We start from the raw sequence: 20062 nt of genomic DNA, 5'->3' as shown, positions 1-20062 counted from the left end.
TTGTTCATATCTACATATAAAGGAGATTGAAAACTTTGTCTAAACAAGTATACGGTAAACAGGCTAAAAGGTCGAGAGATGTCGCCAAATTACCATTATTATCATGGGTATTATTAGCATCTATCATTCTATATTTAGCGTGGACGCCATTTCAAGTGGCATTATTTAATGGGCAGACGCTGAACTTTGAGGCGCCTATATTCTGGGCAGCAGCTATGGCTTGTGTGATTCTATTGATTTGGATTGCTAATTATTACAAGTCTATTCAATTGGAAGATCAACGAGATTGGATGGCTATTTGGGTATTATTACTTCCTATTACTTTTGTGTTGGCACTCTTCGGTGCTGCCTCTCATTCCATGGCAATGAATATGGTGATCATTCAATGTACGTATGCGATCATGTTCATCGTTGGATTATTCTTGTTGCGAGATAAGTTCGCTAATAAAGTGATCCAGACGACGATTATGGTGGTTTCCTATGTTATTGTAGGATTCGGTATGCTCAATTGGTTCGGACAAGGGACGTTCGCTGGAAAGTTAGTAGCGTGGTTCTCTAATGCTGTGCTGGACGGTAAATATACGGATGCTGTTATGACGGACTCTAACGGATTACGTCTGACATCAGTGTTCCAGTACGCTAACACTTACGCTGCTTTTCTGATGGCTTTTCTATTCGCTGCTGTATTTTTCCTAATTCGCTCCAAAACATGGTATGGACAAGCGATTCATGGCTTCATGTTAGTACCTATTATCGTATCCATTCTATTAACGCTCTCACGCGGTGGTTTAGTTATGCTTCCAGTCGTGTTTGTTCTACTACTCTTATTCTTGAAGCCAGCTAAGCAAATTCTGTGGGTTGTATACATAGGTGTCGCTGGAGTAGCATCCTTGCTGATCTCGAAGACGGTAACGGATTTGGGATTGCAATTGAATACGACGTATGAAGGCGGTGTGGCTGCTAAAGCATGGGGAACCTTACTAGCTGCTTCGGTTGTTGTTGCCTTATTAACATGGGTAATTCAGAGGTGGATAAATCCACTTCTAGAACGTGGCCTGCAATCTTGGTCGGATCGTAAATCTGCGAATTTATGGATTCCTGTAGGATCGGTCATTGTTGTAGGCGCTCTTGCTTTTCTCTTCATCGGGACAGGTGCACGGAACATCCTTCCTGACAATATGAGTACTCGTCTAGATAATATTAACTTCCAACAGCATAGTGTTCTAGAACGGTTAACATTTTATAAAGATGCCATAAAGGTTGTTGAGGATTATCCTGTACTAGGTGCAGGGGGTGGCGCTTGGGGTTCATTGTATGAGAAATATCAGAATAACCCTTACACGAGCCGTCAGGCGCATAACTTTTTCCTTCAATATCTAGTAGAAGTCGGCATCCTTGGTTTTATCGTATTTATGTCATTCCTGATCTTTATATTCTATAAATATATTCGTGGTTACATGAAGGAGGATGAAGAAGGCCGTGAATCTCACTTCCTCTACCTCATCCTCGTATTGTCTATTCTATTGCATAGTATTCTAGACTTTAATATGAGTTACATGTTCATCGGCATTCTCGTATACCTCGGACTTGGTGGTATGGCTTCCGTTATGGAGAATAAACCAATGCGCTTCCCACAATTACGCTTCAGTGGTAGTGGAGTTAGCATCCTATACAGTCTAGTCGTCGGGATATGTGCCGTGATCGTACTATTCACTTCATTCCGCTATGCTCAAGCAAGTAACGCTGGAATGGAAGCTAGGATCCTAGCACAGACCAGTACATCTTTCGAAGAGATTAAGGCACCACTTGATAAAGATCTCAGCTTACGTAAGAATCACCCAGATTCGGTACTCTTGCTAGCTAATCTCTATCAGCAAGTCTACTCGCAACAGCAGAACGAAGATTTCTACAATGCCGCGTATAGTATGATTGCTGAGGCACTTAAAGATGAGCCGTACAACAAGAATATGATTAATCAACTCATTACTTTGCATCAACTAAAGGGTGAACAAGAGCAAGCCTTCGATCTCTTAGTAACTCATTCTGAGAGCTTCAATTGGGATATTGAGTGGTATGAACGGATTATCTCACAAGGATATGAACTTGGTTACGATGCCTTAAACAGACAAGACATGGATTCTAAAGATAAATACTTCAATGCTGCTATTGAAGCATTCGATAAGGTACAAACTGGGCTGGTGCATCTCGCTACTCTCCCTGAGGGACAATTGGCTGGACGTCCATTCGCCAATACGCCTTCTATGATCTTGAACACGGGTAAAATACACTTCCTACTTAATCAACCATTATTGGCTTCAGAAGCATTGAAGATTGGACTGGTTGAAGACTTAAGTGACCCAATCAACCGTGAAATTGCACGTTGGTATGTGGCTGCGTTAATGAAGCAGGAATTAAATGATCCGGCGGTATTAGATCGTTTGATCCAGATTGATCCTACGGAGAAAGAGCAGATCGACTCTATTGTGGGAGCGACTTTTTAAAAAGAATATAGATTTAGAAACGGCACCCATCCTGTGAAAAGGATAGGTGCCGTTTGTCAATGATATTGACGTAGATTCGAGATCTCGGCAAATTGAAGTCACATGAAACTTTATTACTCAAAAAAAGTTCAAGATAGGAGTGTTTGAAATTATCCTTTAAAATCATTTGTTTCTGTCACTATAAATGGTAAGGCTTTTTTTATATATTGTTCTGCCGAAAGAGAACTATTATTGTGCCAATCTACAGATGCTCCGTAAACTCCGCAACTTAACACAGCAGCACCAATTTTTAAGGCTTCCGAATCCAACTTAGGTAGTTGTTTTAAATGTAGAGAATAAAACAATTTCCCCAGTTCCGTTTTTACTTTTAATTCAATTATTGAACTAAAGGATTCATAACTCCTTCTACATTGTGAGCTTAATTCCGTGAATGTTTTCGTATGAAATCGAGTTAATGTTAAAAAGATGTTTACAATGGTCTCTTCATTTAACCTTTTGTGATGATTCAATTCTTTTACAATGCTTTCAAATATATCTTCTGTAAGAACCGCACCCAACAAATCATATTTGTCATTAAAATGAGCATAAAAGGTGGCACGATTAACGGTTGCTTCATCCGTAATATCCTTTATGGTAATATCTTTGAAATCTTTTTTTATAGTTAATTTTATAAAAGCATCTATTAATAATTTTCTTGTCCGTATAATACGTGGATCTACTTTTGTAACTACCATATTTATCCCCCTATATAAACAACATTTCTATTCGCTTGTTGTTTAAGCAATAAAACACCAAACTTGATGATTGATAATAAGTGAATTCTAGTATAAAGTCAATTGTACAACAGTTGTTGTTTAAGCAAAAGTTGTATTTTAAAATTCGAGGTGAAAGTAATGAATATAAAAACAAACAAAAGAGTAGAAGACATCTTAGGAATTAAATATCCAATTATTCAAGCACCATTAAATTGGCTTACAAATGCTAAATTTGTAGCTGCGGTTTCTGAAGCTGGTGGATTAGGTGTCTTAGGATTTAATGCAGGTCGACATGCGAAAGATGAAACGCTATCTGTAGAAGATGGACTTAGAAGTGAGATTAGAGAAATTAAAAAGTTAACGGATAAACCATTCGGTCTTAATATGTATTCTCCGTCAGATGGTATGGAGCAAGATAACATTTATGTTAGAAGATCACTTGATGTTGCTTTTGAAGAAGATGTAAAAATCTTTGTAGTGGTAGGAGAAGTAAATAGAAATATTTTCAAAGAAATAAAAGAACGTGGTGGTATTATAATCTTTAGAGAGTTAACGCCATCCGTTGCTTCTGCAAAAATTGCAGAAGAGAGCGGCGTTGATATAATTGTCGCTACAGGATACGACGAGGGAGGACATATCCCACAACGCCAAATTGGAACTTTCTCTATCGTACCAACTATTGTAGATGTGGTTGACATCCCCGTTATTGCTGCAGGTGGAATTAATGATATTCGTGGTGTACGAGCCGCTTTCGCACTTGGAGCTGAAGCAGTCTATGTAGGAACTCGCTTTATTGTATCTGAAGAGAATCCTGCTTCTGAAGAAGCTAAACAAGATATTATCAATTCTAAAGCAGAGGACTTACTACTTGTTTCAGGGGTACAACGTTCTACTCCTACGAAATCAGCGGTGGAGTTAGCAGAAATGTATAACAGTGGAAAATCTAGTGACGAGGTTGAACAAGAAATTAATAAGCGTGGCGGTCTTCGTACAGGAATGCTTGATGGGCGAATTGCAGAAGGTATTGTATCTGTAAATACAGCGATTGATCTGATTAAAGAAAAGAAAACAGTTAAAGGAATTGTAGATGAATTAATGGCTGATTTTCAATAAACAAAGTAGACCCTATAGATACTATAGGGTCTACTTTTATATTATAGTACTTATAAGAGGTGACACTTCAACCATCGGGGCCATAGAGTTTCTAATAAGGAACTTATAATAATGTCTTCTTTGCATATCTGAATTGTAAGATAACTTTACTTATGATTGCTCTATCTGATGGATCATTTGCTTCATATACTTAAGCAGGTCTTCTCTTAACTCACCGTGTTGTAATGCATAATGAATCGTTGTCTTAATAAATCCTAGCTTCTCTCCTACATCATGTCTCTGCCCCTCGAAGTGGTATGCGAGGATTCTCTCTAGCTCACCCAGTCTAGAAATAGCGTCTGTTAGTTGAATTTCACCATTCACGCCGGCATGTTGTTCTCCAAGTATCTCAAAAATCTGTGGTGTAAGTATGTAGCGTCCCATAATCGCTAGGTTGGATGGAGCGATTTCTTGTCTCGGTTTCTCCACCAAACGATTAGCTTGATATACCCGTTCATCCAATAATGAACCATCCACAATTCCGTACCTAGATACTTCGTTCCATGGGACCGGCTGCACACCGACAACGGAGGATTGGTAATGTTCATATATATTGATCATCTGCTTAAGACAAGGTTCATCCGCTTCTACGATATCATCCCCCAGCAAGACAGCAAAAGGCTCATTGCCAATAAACTTCCGTGCACACCAGATCGCATGCCCTAGTCCCTTCGGCTCCTTCTGACGGATATAGTGTATATCTGCCATTTCTGATGACTTGCGGACTTCGTTGAGTAGATCCCACTTTTCCTTAGATTCAAGATTATGCTCCAGTTCAAATGAGTAGTCAAAATGATCCTCGATCGCACGTTTGCCTTTCCCTGTGACGATAATAATGTCTTCAATTCCTGACGCAACGGCCTCTTCAACAATATACTGAATTGTGGGCTTATCTACGATAGGTAGCATTTCCTTCGGCATCGCCTTCGTGGCGGGTAAGAATCGAGTTCCTAATCCCGCCGCCGGGATGATCGCTTTACGAATCTTCATCTACATGAGTCTCCTTATATAGCATTTTTCAAAGAATTAATTCCTAGTTTCCTATCCAATGATTGTAACAAAAAAAACACTAAAGGGCTATTTGGTAGACTCCTCTTCCAGCTCGATCTCGAAGCTCTCTATGAGAACGGATGGTTTAACTACTTCTCATCAATCCTTTCAAAAATTTCGATTAGTACGTTCTTTGCCCGGGATCAGAATATTATTGATTGGGATACGGAATTATTCTTAGGTGAACTATGTTTCTTAACAAATCATACATATATAGCCGCTACAACCCAAACAAGTCTACTCACAGCATAACAAAAAGGATGATTCGCCCTCATTGTGAGGATGAATCATCCTTTATTCATATATAAGCTATACTTGTTATTCCTATTACTTCACCAACTGCCCCCGTGTAACTCCAAGCTGGTTGGTTGCTTTCAGCGTACGCCATACTTGTGAACCGCTGATCTCTCCGCGCAATGCTCGTGTGTAAAGATCTATGACCTCGGCCACTTGGTCTGGTGTTTCTTCCAAGAATTCGATGCGGTAAGTCGATACACCAAGATCCATAAAGTTAGCGAGATATTCTGCCCCGGATTGCTCGATGGCGTTATAGACAGTATTGCGGCAACCTTCATCTACACGAACAGGATGAGACATGCCGATGCGATCTTGGAGCGAAATGTTATGCTCTTCACACGGACGTCCACAGTTCGTAAAGTCTGTGCCTTCACTTAGGAAGGTACAGTAGACGCAATGCTCCGTATGGAACATCGGTAGATGCTGGTGGATAACGATCTCCATCTTGGACGTATCGGCACGTCCAAGCATATCCACCATTTGCTGAATGTTCAGATCATATGACGGTGTGATCATATCACAACCGGATTGGATGAACAGGTCAGCCGCTTTGTGGTTGGCGATATTCAATGAGAAGTCGCCAATCAGTTGCGGATGCTGGGCATCCGGATGTTCTTGACGATGGCGCAGATAGAAATACAGCGCCCCTGTGTTACGCACCAGCACAGCATCAGGCTGCAGACGCAGGATGTTGTTGTGGTAGCCGTTCTCTCCAGGCATATGAATGCGCGGCGTTGCCAGCGCAATCTTAGCTCCAGCCGTACGCACAGCTTCCACCGCTGCCGGGAACTGCTTAATGAACTCGAAGTCAGCGTAGATCATCCCTACGCCTGCTTCGAGAGCAGCCTGCACCTGCGGCAGGCTGCGGCACAGCGCGGTGAGCTCCGCTCCACCACGCGCCACAGGCTGCGATGCGCTATGCGCCGCCGCATCGCCGTACACCTCAATCGCCCGTTTCACGTATACGGGCGGCTTCGGACGCTCGCCAGCGAGCAATTCCACCGCACGGCGGCGGATGCTGTTCAGCTCGCGCATAGGCACGATGACGTCTCCTTGCAACTCGACGTCAAGCTTCTCCAGCTGGAACACCGTCCCGCCAAGGCGGCCGAATTGTTCTTCCAGCAATGCATAGTCCATCGGACGCTTCTGCGCCGCTTCCAATTCCATCTCGGAATCCACTTGAACCGTTGTACCCTTTTGCACATCCGTCCACCATGTTGTAAGTAGTCCACCTACGTGACCTACAACTTTCACGTGAACTGGGAATACCCGATATGGTTTCTCCGTCTCGAACGTCTGGCGCAGGCGCTTGTCGAGTGCGGGATCATTCGTCTTCCAAATACGATCGCCCACATTTAATCTCTGTAGATTGACATCGTTACGACCGGGAACAATGTCGATAATCCAGCCTTCTCCCGCTTCGCCTTCAATCTTCACGCCTTTACGGCGTATGTCGTAGACGCGTCCGCCCTCTTCCTTCTTCGTAGGATCCCCAGCGTCGAATACGATGCCGTCGCCCCGCTTCAGCGGTGCATCAATTCGGCAGACTACACCGTCACGTAAAATTTGTTCCACTCGACCCATATATACGCCACGGCTCTTAGGATAAGTCCCTTCCACAAGCTTCTTATTGTTCGTCCCATCTAAGAAACCATGTGTTAGACCGCGTGAGAAACTCTGCTCAAGCTCCCGAATCTCTTCCTTGCTCGGTGGCGTTGAATCCCCTTCGAAATAACGATCAATGGCTTTGCGATACTTGCTCACTACGTTAGCTACATATTCTGGCGTCTTGAGACGTCCTTCTATCTTAAAAGAAGTCACTCCCGCTTCGATCAATTCCGGCATAATATCGATTGCTGCGAGATCTTTAGGTGATAACAAGTAAGATATATCCCCCATTGGCTTCTGAACTCCGTCAACCATCAGGTCATACGGCAGACGACAAGCCTGCGCACATTCCCCACGGTTCGCTGAGCGTCCGCCCCACATCTCAGAAGTCAGACATTGCCCCGAGTAAGAGACACAAAGCGCACCATGCACGAATACTTCCATCGGCAATTTCGCCTGATCCCCGATCTTCTTGATCTGCTTCAGATTATTCTCACGACCGAGTACAACTCTTTCAAGATCCCAAGGCTTCGTAAATTCAACCGCTTCTGGTGACGTAATCGTCATCTGTGTTGATCCATGAATCGGGAAATCTGACGAGATCTCACGAATCATCTTCACTAGACCTAAATCTTGTACGATCACTGCATCTACACCCGCATCCACGCAAGCATCAATAAGCTCCCGCGCATCTTCCAACTCATTCTCAAACACGAGAATATTAAACGTCAGAAAGCCTTTAACCCCGTAACTATGCAGAAACGCCATAATCTCCGGTAATTCCATCATGCGGAAATTGTTCGCACGTGCGCGTGCATTAAACTTTTCTACTCCGAAAAAGATAGCATCCGCCCCGTTCGCTACCGCTGCTCTCATACAATCCCAATCACCTGCTGGCGCCAGTAACTCGACGTCTCCTCTGTGTAAACCTTGTTTCATTATCTATATCCTCCCAAATCAGCCTATCGGCCAATGAACTTCTTGTATATCACATTAGCTCTATAACTTATCTATTGTAGCAAATATCACATCAACCTTCTACCTTTCCCATTCATTTCCCCTATCATTATCGCCAATATTCAGCAACACCACCACTATCAACCAAAATATCTCCCTACTCCGCCCACAGTTAGCTTTAATTGCAAATTTGTCCTCTAAATCCACCACTATTCCATTCCACATCGCACATTCCATTGCCTAGTGGGTCTGCCGTAGTTTCGTTTTTCTCCTCCTTATATTTCAAACAAAAGGCCCGCTCATGTTGAGCGGACCTCTTCACCTGATATGTTGTTAATGAATTCATCAATTCAATTTCGTAAACGCAAAAGACTTCAGCATCTTATCCAACGAATCCTTATGGATCTGCGTAGCATTCGCATCGTTTAGTGAGGTCGTTATCGTATAAGTAATTCCGTTATGACTGAATACGTATAGCGTTCCCTCGTAAGAGATTCCATCGAGCACATGATGTAACTTGAATACTTTTGCAGGCACACCCGCGAAGGTTGTATCCTCAATGCCGCGAATGACAGTTCCCTTCGTATTCTTAACTGCTTCATTGTAAAACGAGCTAAACTGTTTAACCGTCTCTTCGAAGGTCGCATCCTTATTCGCCGATATTAACAATCGTCCGCCTGTAAATTGATAATCTATTAATGAGCGTTCAAATTTATCTTGATTAGGAATCCAGAACTGCGGAATATTTACTTTATATTGATATGCCTTCGAGGACTTCGTAACGACCTTCGATTTATCAATCAGATACGTAGCTTCCTCCATTCTTCCGAATGTCTCTGAGACTACCTCATATTCAATATCGATGGAATCCATAATATCCTTGAACTTTGCAAGTATATCCTTCTGTTCTTCAGGTACGGAGTATTCGAAATAATAGCGGAATCCATCCTTCTCTAGCATGACGTCATATTCTCTAATCCAGCCATATCCATAGTTGTACTTCACTTCAAGAACTAGCGCCTTATTGCCCGAGATCTCCATCGGATACGTATCTATAATTTTATATGACTCTGCGACAAATGATTCACCTAGCCATTTCTTCAACTGTTCACTCCAACCCTCGAGACTGGAACCTTTCGGAGCTGTCGTCACATCGATTGAAAGATAGCTTTCATCTTCACCTTCATAGTACATGTTCTCATCATCCATATACCATCCAGCAGGTACATCCAGGGAAATACCATAATCTCCGTTATAAGTATTCCACATACCATTAACGACACTAGACAAATCCTTGATTGATTGGTCACGTTCATTATAACTTGTTCTGAATGAATTCAGAAAAGATCCGTATTTACTCAAATCTTTATAATTTACAGCATGCCAATCAGCAAAGTATATTTCATATAGCTGTTCATGATCGTAGTACGCGCGAGCCTCCCAGATCGTACCCTCTAAGTCTTTCGTAACAATACGAGCGTACGGTACAGTAGTTTTCGGGAACGATTCACGATCCAATATAACTTCACCAGATGTCTTCGCATCTGCAACTAATAGGTCTAAGAGGTCATCTACCTGTAACTCCACTTCTTGCGGGGTAGCATGAACTTCTAAATAATACGCATCCTCTGCATCATTAAATGTAGCCATACTCTCATAACTTCCATCCATCCCAACCACTAGACCCGACGGGTAATTCATCGTCCATTGATAGTAACTGTTTCCGATCTTTGTTTTTCCCATATCACTATCAATACTTAGTATCTCTGAATCTATTACTTCCACTTGGGATAGAAGCTTAATGATAGATTCCCCCGAAGATCCCGACGTAATCGTTGCCCCTAGACCTTGAGCTACGAAACGAAGAGGTACCATTAACGTGTCCGATTTCATAGTAGGAGCTACATCAAGCTTTACTTTAACTCCATCTAACCAAGCCTCATGGCTGTCGATCGTCATCGTTATCTTATGTGAGCCATAAGTCACTTTGACCAAGTTACTCTTTTCCAGTGCGACTTTGCTTCCAAAAGCCTTCTTAAACACTCCTAATGGAACCATCGTCGTTGAACGATCTATGTAAGGCTTAACAATAGCGACTTGTTGTCCATTAATAACAGCTATCGTACTCCCAACTTTAATCCTCAATTCTAGCTTATCCCCATTATCCGCGAAGACGGGAAGTGATGCCGTTAAAAATAAACATAAGCACATTACACTACATACCCACTGTCTCAGCAACCTTCGCTTCATTAGAGCATCGTCTTTGTTCCCCAGTGTCATCATATCTTGACCTCACTTTCCTCATCTAACATCAGACCCTGGCGACTCAGCTTCATTGAACGAATTACAATGTCCCCGTCGCTTTGCATTAACAGTTTCACCGTCTGTCCCGGTACATACTTCTTGAATAACTCATTAATATCCACGATATTCGTGACCGTAATTCCATTAATGCTATAAAGGACGTCATCCTCCTGTATTCCAGCCGCTTGAGCTTCTGATGAAAGCACCTTCGTGACCGTCAATGGATCATCCGTAGGAAGACCCACGATAGCTGACCAACTTTCCTCTAATGCTAGACCGAGGCTCGGACGCTTCACTTCACCATATTTCATTAATTGATCAATCACATATTGAACCGTATCCGAAGGAATGGAGAAGCCCATATTCTCAACGCCATTAGCGGCGAATTTCATCGTATTGATACCCAGCACCTCACCCTTCATATTCACCAGCGGCCCACCGCTGTTCCCAGGATTGATAGCTGTATCTGTCTGGATCAATCGATAGGCGGCATTCACACCACGATTCATGCCACTCACCACACCCACCGTTGCCGAGTTACGTAATGAGAATGATACGGGAGTACCAATCGCAATAACCTTCTCACCCACTTCTGTATCCAAAATAGACTTAGTAAATTTAGCCGGCGTTAACCCACTTGCCGTAACCTTCACAAGCGCAATATCACTTGTCACATCTTTGAATACCTTCTTGATCGTATAACTCTTGCCATCCGAAGTAACTACCATAGCATTCGCCAGTCCACTAACGACATGCGCATTCGTCACAATCCATCCATCTGCTCGTATAATCACACCCGTACCATGTACTAGATTATATCGATCTGAATTGCTATTACTCTGTCCTAGCGCATCTTTACCGATAATTCCGACGACTGAAGCTGAAACATCTCTCACAATTTGCGGAACCGGGTCTGTACTTACTTTCGTAGAACTTGTTGTCACGCTCGAGGTTGTCCCCTTCTGTTGCGCCTCGACAGTTCCCACACCGCTCATGAGCATAAAGCTACATAACAGCATAATAGCACTGCTCTTCCCCCACCTATTCATCGTTCCCTCACCCAACCCTCTCTCATTTCCCTCTAGCCGTTCTATATCTAAGTTGTTCTCTAAGTTGCTCTATCATTATATTCATGCATATGAGGATTAACCCCAATGTATCACACTAATTCAGCTTGAACAATTGCTATAAGTTCTATATCGGTTCGCATTATATATACCGTGAGAGTAAGGATAGTCTTTATATATATATGGAAAAAAAAGATCCATTAAACGCATTGAGCTGGCCAAGACACAGCTATGCTCACACCGGTAGCTACACTTGAGCCATAGCAAACAATGCGCGCAAAAAGACACCCCCGCATCCGCAGTCAGGTGTCTTCTTCGTTGATACTCTTCATTGTTGTTTCTTATGGCCTTAACTAAGCCATCCTAATACCATGGCATAATCTGAATACAGAAATACCAATAAACTAACTACACTAAATCCGATAGCGAAAAGATTCTTATTAGGTTGGGTTACTAAGCGTACGACCCCTATAAATATAAGTATCGTAAACAAAATCATAAATATATCAAACACATGGAATTTGGATACAGTCTCAGCAGCCTCTGCCAATAGCATACATTAGTACCTCCTCTATGTAAGTTCACACATTTAACTTTTTTACATCTATTTATATGTTATCCTCCCAACTAATCTTATGCAAGCCCTGATCACAAAAAAAATTTATTCCATGTGGTTATCTATGATATATTTCATTGAAATTATTCAATGCCCCCCCATCATGACTAGGTGCACCTGTTCCAGTTCCAGTCCAAGTCGTTTACTCACGCGCAGTTGCAAAAAGTACACTTAAATTCGATCAAATGGCTCATACGCAAACTTTAGTTGCAGAAATGGCATTTAATTATGAGATATTGTCCATTTTACGCCGTTTCTTCTATTTTAGATGCCCTTTTTACAACTATTTCTCTCCCACGCACCTTTCTTCCCAGATTAAGTGCCTTTTTACAACTAAAAGTCCAGCTCTCTACAAATTGACGACAAAGTAGATATTTCGAACAAGTAGCAGCCAATGCCGTGTCCACCCCACCATTGTCTAAATTAACATTCATACTCCGGGCTCCCAATTAACACCAATAGAACACCAATAGAACACCAAAAGACCAGCTACAAGAGCTGGCCCAATGATCCATCTTTATCCTAACTATAATCCGTCCAGATCTCAGCAATAATCTGCTATACTCTCGCTACGATCCGCTTCAATCTAGCTAACAACTACCATATCCTTACTACGCGCTGTATCCCGTTCAAGGACAGGCTTCAAATACTTGCCCGTATAAGATTTCTCTACCTTCACAATTTGTTCTGGTGTACCTGTCGTTAAGATCGTTCCTCCACCACTACCACCTTCTGGACCAAGATCAATGACGTAATCCGCTGTCTTAATGACATCGAGATTATGTTCAATCACAAGTACAGTCTCTCCCGAATCGACTAAGCGATGGAGAACAGTCAACAATCGCCCAATATCGTCCACATGAAGCCCCGTAGTAGGTTCGTCGAGAATATACATCGTCTTACCCGTACTGCGTCGGTATAGTTCCGAAGCTAGCTTCACGCGCTGTGCCTCACCACCAGAGAGTGTCGTTGCAGGCTGTCCCATATGCACATACCCAAGACCTACATCAAGTAGCGTTTGTAATTTGCGATGAATACGAGGGACATTCTTAAAGAATTCGGTCGCATCCTCAATCGTCATCTCTAATACTTCGGCAATGCTCTTGCTCTTATATTTAACTTCCAAGGTTTCGCGGTTATAGCGTTTGCCCTTACAAATTTCACAAGGGACATAGACATCCGGTAGGAAATGCATCTCAATCTTGATAATCCCGTCCCCACGACATGCTTCACACCGGCCGCCCTTCACGTTAAAGCTGAATCGGCCTTTCTTATAGCCACGAATCTTCGCTTCATTCGTCTGTGCATAAATATCACGAATGTCATCAAACACACCTGTATACGTGGCTGGATTAGACCGCGGCGTGCGTCCGATCGGAGATTGATCAATATCAATGACTTTATCCAGATGCTCTAGTCCATTGATCTCTTTATGTTTACCAGGACGTGCCTTCGTGGCACCGTTTAATTCCCGGGCAAGCTTTTTATATAAAATTTCATTAATAAGCGTAGACTTACCAGAACCTGATACACCCGTTACTGCGGTGAATACACCCAACGGGATCTTTACATTAATATTCTTAAGGTTATTCTCCTTGGCACCCTTAATCTCTAACCAACGATCCTCAGGCTTCCGTCGCTCCGTATTCACTGGAATGAACTTACGCCCACTCAGATATTGTCCGGTTAAGGAGTCGGGATGATCCATAATCTCTTGTGGGGTACCTTGGGCAATCACCTGCCCCCCATGAATACCAGCGCCCGGACCAATATCAATAATATAATCAGCAGCCATCATCGTATCTTCATCATGTTCAACCACGATCAGTGTATTCCCCAAATCGCGCATATGCCCAAGCGTAGCTATCAACCGATCATTATCGCGCTGATGCAGGCCTATGCTTGGTTCATCTAGAATATAGAGGACGCCCATTAAGCTTGATCCTATCTGTGTCGCTAGACGAATCCGTTGTGCTTCACCACCTGATAATGTTCCTGCTGCACGGCTTAAGGACAGATAGTCCAGTCCTACATTGATTAGGAAGCCCAATCTGCTATTAATCTCCTTCAAGATCATCGTAGCAATCGCCGTCTCCTTCTCACTTAATACCAAGCTATTAAACAGAGTCACTGCCTCCCCGATCGAAAGGCTGGTCACGTCTGCGATATTGTGATTGTCCACAGTCACAGCCAAGATTTCCTTCTTCAATCGATGCCCCTTACATACCTCACATGGCTTGGCACTCATGAAGCCTTCGATGAACTCGCGAATCCCTTCTGAAGCTGTCTCACGATAACGACGTTCAAGATTGGGGATAACTCCTTCGAAAGTCACTAGCGCTTCTTTGCGCTGACCGAAGTCATTCTCATATTTGAAGCGTATCTTCTCTTCTCCTGTTCCGTACAACAGCTTATTCATTTGGTCTGGCGTAAATTCACTTACTGGAACATCTTGAGGAATCTTAAAATGCTCACTTACTGATTTGAGAAACTGTGGGTAATAATTCGATGTACTTCCAGTCCATGCTAGGAATGCACCATCATCGATCGATTTACTCCAATCAGGAATGAGTAAATCCTGATCAACAATCATCTTCACACCTAACCCATCACACGTTACACAAGCTCCGAATGGACTGTTGAAGGAGAACATCCTTGGCGATAACTCTTCCATACTGAATCCACAAATAGGACACGCAAAGTTCGAACTGAATCGCAGTTCTTCTTCTCCCATGACATCTACTAATAGCTGTCCACCTGAAATTTTCAATGCTGTCTCAATTGAATCTGCAAGTCGGGCTTCTACATCAGCCTTCACCACAATTCGGTCCACAACCACTTCAATCGTATGCTTCTTATTCTTCTCAAGTTCGATATCCTCGGATAGTTCTCGAAGTTCACCATCTACTCTAACGCGCACAAATCCCTGCTTACTAATATCGGTAAAAACACTCTTGTGCTCTCCCTTTCGTCCAGAAATGACAGGAGCTAGTAGCTGTATCTTCGTCTTCTCAGGATATTGAATAATCCGATCAACCATCTGTTCCACCGTCTGAGATGTAATCTCTACGCCGTGAGTTGGGCAATGTGGATGCCCCACCCGTGCAAATAACAAACGTAAGTAGTCATAAATCTCCGTTACTGTTCCCACCGTAGAGCGAGGGTTCCGACTCGTTGTCTTCTGATCAATAGATATAGCTGGTGACAATCCTTCTATTGAATCTACATCCGGCTTCTCCATCTGACCTAGAAATTGACGTGCGTAAGCTGAGAGGGATTCGACGTAACGTCGCTGACCCTCTGCATAAATCGTATCAAACGCAAGCGAAGACTTACCCGAACCACTAAGCCCTGTTAGTACAACAAAGCGGTCCCGCGGAATCGTGATATCTATATTCTTCAAATTATGTGCTCTCGCACCCTTAATCACTATATTATCAATTGCCATCGATCATCATCATCTCCTAAAAAGATTTACACTTACATTGGGATTATTCTCATTGAGTTTAATCTGCTCTTAGCTCTAATAAGGCGTCACGCAACTCTGCAGCTCGTTCGAACTGTAGGTTCTTAGCTGCTTCCTTCATCTCCTGCTCAAGTCTTTGCATAACATTCTGACGGTCTTTCTTCGTCAACTTCGCTAGGTCGCCTGTGAGATAGTCCGATTTAGATTCAGCTACCTTCGTAGCTTCAATGACATCTCGTACTTTTTTGCGAATCGTCTGAGGTGTAATGCCATGTTTCTCATTATGAGCGATCTGAATCGTGCGTCGACGTGTTGTTTCGTCGATCGCCTTGCGCATGGAGTCTGTTATTTTGTCACCGTACATAATGACATACCCTTCAGAGTTACGAGCCGCTCGTCCACTCGTCTGAATAAGGGAGCGTTCAGAACGAAGGAAACCTTCCTTATCTGCATCCAGAATAGCCACTAGTGATACCTCTGGGAGATCGAGACCTTCCCGCAACAAGTTAATACCAATTAATACATGGAATACACCGAGGCGTAAATCACGGAGAATAGCTAAGCGCTCTAACGTCTTGATATCAGAGTGCAGATATCTGACCTTGATGCCAATTTCCTTCAAATAATCCGTGAGGTCCTCGGACATCTTCTTCGTAAGCGTCGTTACAAGCACTCTCTCCTCACGTGCAATGCGCAGATGAATCTCTTCGATTAGATTATCAATCTGCCCTTTGGTTGGGCGAACTTCAATAATAGGATCCACAAGACCCGTTGGACGAATAATCTGTTGCACCATCGTCTCACAACGTTCAAGTTCCAAAGGTCCTGGTGTTGCCGACACATAGACAATCTGATTGACTTTCTCCTCGAACTCTTCGAACCTTAATGGTCGATTATCTAGAGCCGATGGGAGCCTGAATCCATGATCTACCAACATCGTCTTACGGGCTCGGTCCCCATTATACATCCCACGAATCTGTGGTAATGTGACGTGGGACTCATCAACAACGACTAACATATCTTCAGGGAAATAATCCATTAGCGTATAAGGAGTAGCCCCTGATTCACGAAATGTTAACGGTCCTGAATAGTTCTCAATTCCCGAACAGAATCCGACCTCATTCATCATTTCGATATCATATCTCGTGCGTTGTTCTAGTCGCTGTGCCTCCAATAGCTTGCCTTGCTCTTTCAGTACAGTCAATCGTTCTTCCAGTTCCCGCTCAATATTGACCAACGCAACCTTCATCGTCTCTTCTTTCGTAACAAAGTGAGATGCTGGGAAGATCGCAATGTGATCCCGAACGCCAACTAATTCGCCAGTCAATACATCGATCTCCGTAATCTTCTCAATCTCATCGCCGAACATTTCGACACGAATCGCACGCTCCCCGTTCGAAGCAGGGAAGATCTCTACGACATCACCACGCACCCGAAATGTTCCACGCACAAAATTCAGATCATTACGTTGATATTGAATATCGACAAGCCGACTCAGAATATCGTTACGCGATTTCTCCATACCCACCCGCAATGAGAGCAACAGGTCGGAATACTCACGGGGCGATCCGAGACCATAGATGCAAGAGACACTCGCAACGATGATAACATCTCGCCGTTCAAACAACGAGCTTGTCGCTGAATGTCGAAGTTTATCGATTTCTTCATTGATACTCGAATCCTTCTCAATGTAGGTATCCGTCGAAGGAATATAGGCTTCTGGCTGGAAATAATCGTAATAACTCACGAAATAATCTACGGAGTTATGTGGAAAGAATTCCTTGAACTCAGCCGCAAGCTGTGCAGCCAAGGTCTTATTATGTGCAATAACTAGTGTAGGTCGATTTACTTTGGAGATCACTTGAGCAATCGTGAATGTCTTCCCTGTGCCTGTTGCACCAAGCAATGTTTGCTCTCTTGTACCATTTCTGAGCCCTTCCACCAGTTCCTCTATCGCTGTAGGCTGATCACCTTGCGGAGTGTATTCCGATTCAAGCTCAAACGGCTTGTTACTGATCACAATATCGCTCATTGCCCAATCACCCCTTATCATCTAAAATAGTAAAGTATATGTCGAGATTTCCCGATAAATATATTACCAGGAAATTGATTTTTAATAAGAATATTTGTTCCCATTTATTATACTCGGATCAGATAAGCTATGCAAACCCTAACTATAAGATCGGAGTGGTTCGTAATCATGGATATCGTTACAGTATTAGGTGTTCTAGCCGGCCTTGCCGCACTCATTGGAGGTTTCCTCTGGGAAGGAGGGCAATTTACAGGATTATTCCATCCGACTGCAGCCTTGATTGTATTTGGCGGAACCTTTGCAGCGGTTGTCATTAGTTTTCCAGCAGCAAAGCTTAAAGCGATTCCTACAGCTCTTCGCTATGCGTTCATTCGATCAGAGAACAATAACGAGCAGCTCATAGAGGATATTGTTGAGCTTGCCACAACTTCAAGACGAAATGGTATATTGGACCTCGAATTGCAATCGCAAGATCACCCTAATTCATTCCTTCGTGAAGGTATACAGATGGTTGTAGATGGGAATGATTCTGCTCTTATCAGACAAATTCTAGAGATTGAGATGGATCGAACAGAATTGAAATATGCCAGCTACGCCAAAATATTCGAATCCGCTGGGGGCTATGCTCCTACTATGGGTATTATCGGTACGGTCATGGGTCTTATTCATGTCCTCGGTAATCTATCTGAGCCTACTCAATTAGGGCCTTCCATTGCTGTCGCTTTTATTGCAACACTGTACGGAGTCGTAAGTGCTAATCTTATCTTTTTACCCATTGCTTCGAAGATTAAATCGCAGAGTACTGATGAAATTCAGAATATGGAGCTTATTCTTCAAGGAATTCTTGCCATTCGTGACGGCGAACATCCCCAAACTGTACGTAAAAAGATCAGTTCCTTTGAGCCAACGAATTATATCCTTTCCCCTAAATTCCCAAAGGGGGGCTTTGAATGAGGCAACTGAGTAGACGAGCTCAACGAAAGCAAGATCACGCTGAGCATAGTAGTCGTGATCGTTGGCTCATCACTTATGCTGATTTGATTACATTGTTGCTTATCTTTTTCGTGATGATGTTTGCCATGAGCTCTCTCGATGAAAGTAAATACGAAGGAATGACTCAGTCGCTTCATCTTACTTTCAATTCGGGCGATTCCATTCTCGAACTAGGTTCTGGACTAACTGGTACTGCAAATAAATATACGCACAGAAATCCAGATTCTACAACATCACCCGTGACTGATGCTGAACAAGAACCATCAAAGGAACAACAGGGGAATCAGATAATTGACGAAGAGCCCGAACAAGAAGGTGATCAAGAACCTCAAGCGTTGTCTAAACGTGAGTTAGCCTTCAGAGCGCAGGAAGAAGAACTGCACGGATTAATGTCTGTTATCTCAAATTACGTATCTGATAACGATCTTCAGGATCAGATCTTTGTGGCTGATAATCCTCAGGGAATCTCCATTACACTTAGTGATCAGTTCGTGTTCGATACAGGTAAGGCCGATCTCAAGCAAGTCTCAACTCCTACATTATCTAAGCTTGCCAGCCTTTTTAGAAATATTGATACTATTGTTAGCATCGAAGGTCACACAGATAACTTACCAATCAAGTACTCTTCCCAATATCAAGATAACTGGGAACTATCTGGAGCACGTGGTTTGTCCATTCTTAGGTTCTTCCTCGAGCAAGAGAAGCTACCTGCTAATAGATTTCAATACGCTGGATATGCCGATACTCGTCCTGTTGGAGACAATGCAACGGAACTAGGTCGCCAGAGTAATCGACGGGTAGAACTCATCGTTCTGCGCCAGCTTCAGGAGGAATAACGGTAGATTTGTTTACTGTGACTGATGATGGACGATAGCTTGGCCGATCCGCCATTCGCGTCATGCATGATGTTACAGGTTCTTATCATATAAAAAACAAGAAGGACAGCCGCTAAGTGGCTGTCCTTCTTATGTCCATCGTCACCTTATTTATCATTACCTTATCCATCATTACCTTATCCATCGTTACTTACACCTTCGTCTGAACTCGTAAAATCGTCGTCTCCCTAGCTCCATAGTAGCAACAGTTACACAACAAGGTACTCTCAGAGTCGAATGACACAAACCAGTCTCTTTTGTCTCTATCTTTTTCCTTTATTCCTCAATGAGCCCACCTGTGGGTTCACTTGTGGCTCTACTTGTGAGTTCACTTGTGACTCTACTTGTGGGGTCACTTGTGACTCTACTTGTGGGGTCACCACTTGAGG

14 protein-coding genes are annotated in these 20062 nt (G+C 43.1%); 4 read left to right on the top strand and 10 right to left on the bottom strand.

From position 1 onward, the window contains the following. Positions 1 to 35 precede the first annotated feature (35 nt). Positions 36 to 2501 (top strand): O-antigen ligase family protein, encoded by a 2466-nt coding sequence (locus AC1TO8_RS16060; protein WP_482056631.1) that lies wholly within the window; start codon positions 36 to 38, stop codon positions 2499 to 2501. Positions 2502 to 2650: 149 nt separating this feature from the next. Here the strand turns inward: AC1TO8_RS16060 and AC1TO8_RS16055 are convergent, their stop codons facing one another. Further along, positions 2651 to 3235: a TetR/AcrR family transcriptional regulator gene (locus AC1TO8_RS16055; protein ID WP_482056630.1), complete on the bottom strand. Its 585-nt coding sequence runs from the start codon at positions 3233 to 3235 to the stop codon at positions 2651 to 2653. Between the two features lie 159 nt (positions 3236 to 3394). On the opposite strand from AC1TO8_RS16055, the gene AC1TO8_RS16050 reads away from it, so the two are divergent. Continuing rightward, positions 3395 to 4369, top strand: a complete 975-nt coding sequence (locus AC1TO8_RS16050) for an NAD(P)H-dependent flavin oxidoreductase (RefSeq protein ID WP_482056629.1) — start codon at positions 3395 to 3397, stop codon at positions 4367 to 4369. 150 nt (positions 4370 to 4519) lie between these two features. On the opposite strand, the gene galU is transcribed toward AC1TO8_RS16050, so the two are convergent. The 9 genes from galU to uvrB all read right to left on the bottom strand — a co-directional run bounded on the left by galU (position 4520) and on the right by uvrB (position 17805). Next, positions 4520 to 5398, bottom strand: coding sequence for a UTP--glucose-1-phosphate uridylyltransferase GalU (gene galU / locus AC1TO8_RS16045; RefSeq protein WP_482056628.1), 879 nt, complete (start codon positions 5396 to 5398; stop codon positions 4520 to 4522). Between the two features lie 387 nt (positions 5399 to 5785). Beyond that, on the bottom strand, positions 5786 to 8302 hold the full coding sequence (locus tag AC1TO8_RS16040; RefSeq protein ID WP_482056627.1) for a U32 family peptidase: 2517 nt from the start codon (positions 8300 to 8302) through the stop codon (positions 5786 to 5788). 196 nt (positions 8303 to 8498) lie between these two features. Continuing rightward, on the bottom strand, positions 8499 to 8666 hold the full coding sequence (locus tag AC1TO8_RS16035; RefSeq protein ID WP_482056626.1) for a hypothetical protein: 168 nt from the start codon (positions 8664 to 8666) through the stop codon (positions 8499 to 8501). Next, positions 8666 to 10603 (bottom strand): stalk domain-containing protein, encoded by a 1938-nt coding sequence (locus tag AC1TO8_RS16030; protein ID WP_482056625.1) that lies wholly within the window; start codon positions 10601 to 10603, stop codon positions 8666 to 8668. The genes AC1TO8_RS16035 and AC1TO8_RS16030 overlap by 1 nt, the downstream gene beginning before the upstream one ends. Beyond that, positions 10600 to 11673 (bottom strand): S1C family serine protease, encoded by a 1074-nt coding sequence (locus tag AC1TO8_RS16025; protein WP_482056624.1) that lies wholly within the window; start codon positions 11671 to 11673, stop codon positions 10600 to 10602. Before AC1TO8_RS16025 ends, AC1TO8_RS16030 begins: the two co-directional genes overlap by 4 nt. A 367-nt stretch (positions 11674 to 12040) precedes the next feature. Beyond that, positions 12041 to 12247 (bottom strand): DUF2759 family protein, encoded by a 207-nt coding sequence (locus tag AC1TO8_RS16020; RefSeq protein WP_482056623.1) that lies wholly within the window; start codon positions 12245 to 12247, stop codon positions 12041 to 12043. Positions 12248 to 12552: 305 nt separating this feature from the next. Further along, positions 12553 to 12741, bottom strand: a complete 189-nt coding sequence (locus AC1TO8_RS16015; protein WP_482056622.1) for a hypothetical protein — start codon at positions 12739 to 12741, stop codon at positions 12553 to 12555. A gap of 152 nt (positions 12742 to 12893) precedes the next feature. After that, positions 12894 to 15755 (bottom strand): excinuclease ABC subunit UvrA, encoded by a 2862-nt coding sequence (gene uvrA / locus AC1TO8_RS16010; protein ID WP_482056621.1) that lies wholly within the window; start codon positions 15753 to 15755, stop codon positions 12894 to 12896. Between the two features lie 58 nt (positions 15756 to 15813). Further along, positions 15814 to 17805 (bottom strand): excinuclease ABC subunit UvrB, encoded by a 1992-nt coding sequence (gene uvrB / locus AC1TO8_RS16005; RefSeq protein ID WP_482056620.1) that lies wholly within the window; start codon positions 17803 to 17805, stop codon positions 15814 to 15816. A gap of 168 nt (positions 17806 to 17973) precedes the next feature. On the opposite strand from uvrB, the gene AC1TO8_RS16000 reads away from it, so the two are divergent. Both AC1TO8_RS16000 and AC1TO8_RS15995 read left to right on the top strand, forming a co-directional pair. Beyond that, the gene (locus AC1TO8_RS16000; RefSeq protein WP_482056619.1) at positions 17974 to 18759 is read left to right on the top strand and encodes a flagellar motor protein; all 786 of its coding nucleotides are present in this window, start codon (positions 17974 to 17976) and stop codon (positions 18757 to 18759) included. After that, the gene (locus tag AC1TO8_RS15995; protein WP_482056618.1) at positions 18756 to 19634 is read left to right on the top strand and encodes a flagellar motor protein MotB; all 879 of its coding nucleotides are present in this window, start codon (positions 18756 to 18758) and stop codon (positions 19632 to 19634) included. The genes AC1TO8_RS16000 and AC1TO8_RS15995 overlap by 4 nt, the downstream gene beginning before the upstream one ends. Positions 19635 to 20062: the final 428 nt, after the last annotated feature.

The sequence above is a fragment of the Paenibacillus sp. Y859 genome, assembly GCF_056786405.1.
Note: the sequence above shows the minus strand (reverse complement) of the source record. Positions and strands in the feature narration are given on the sequence as shown.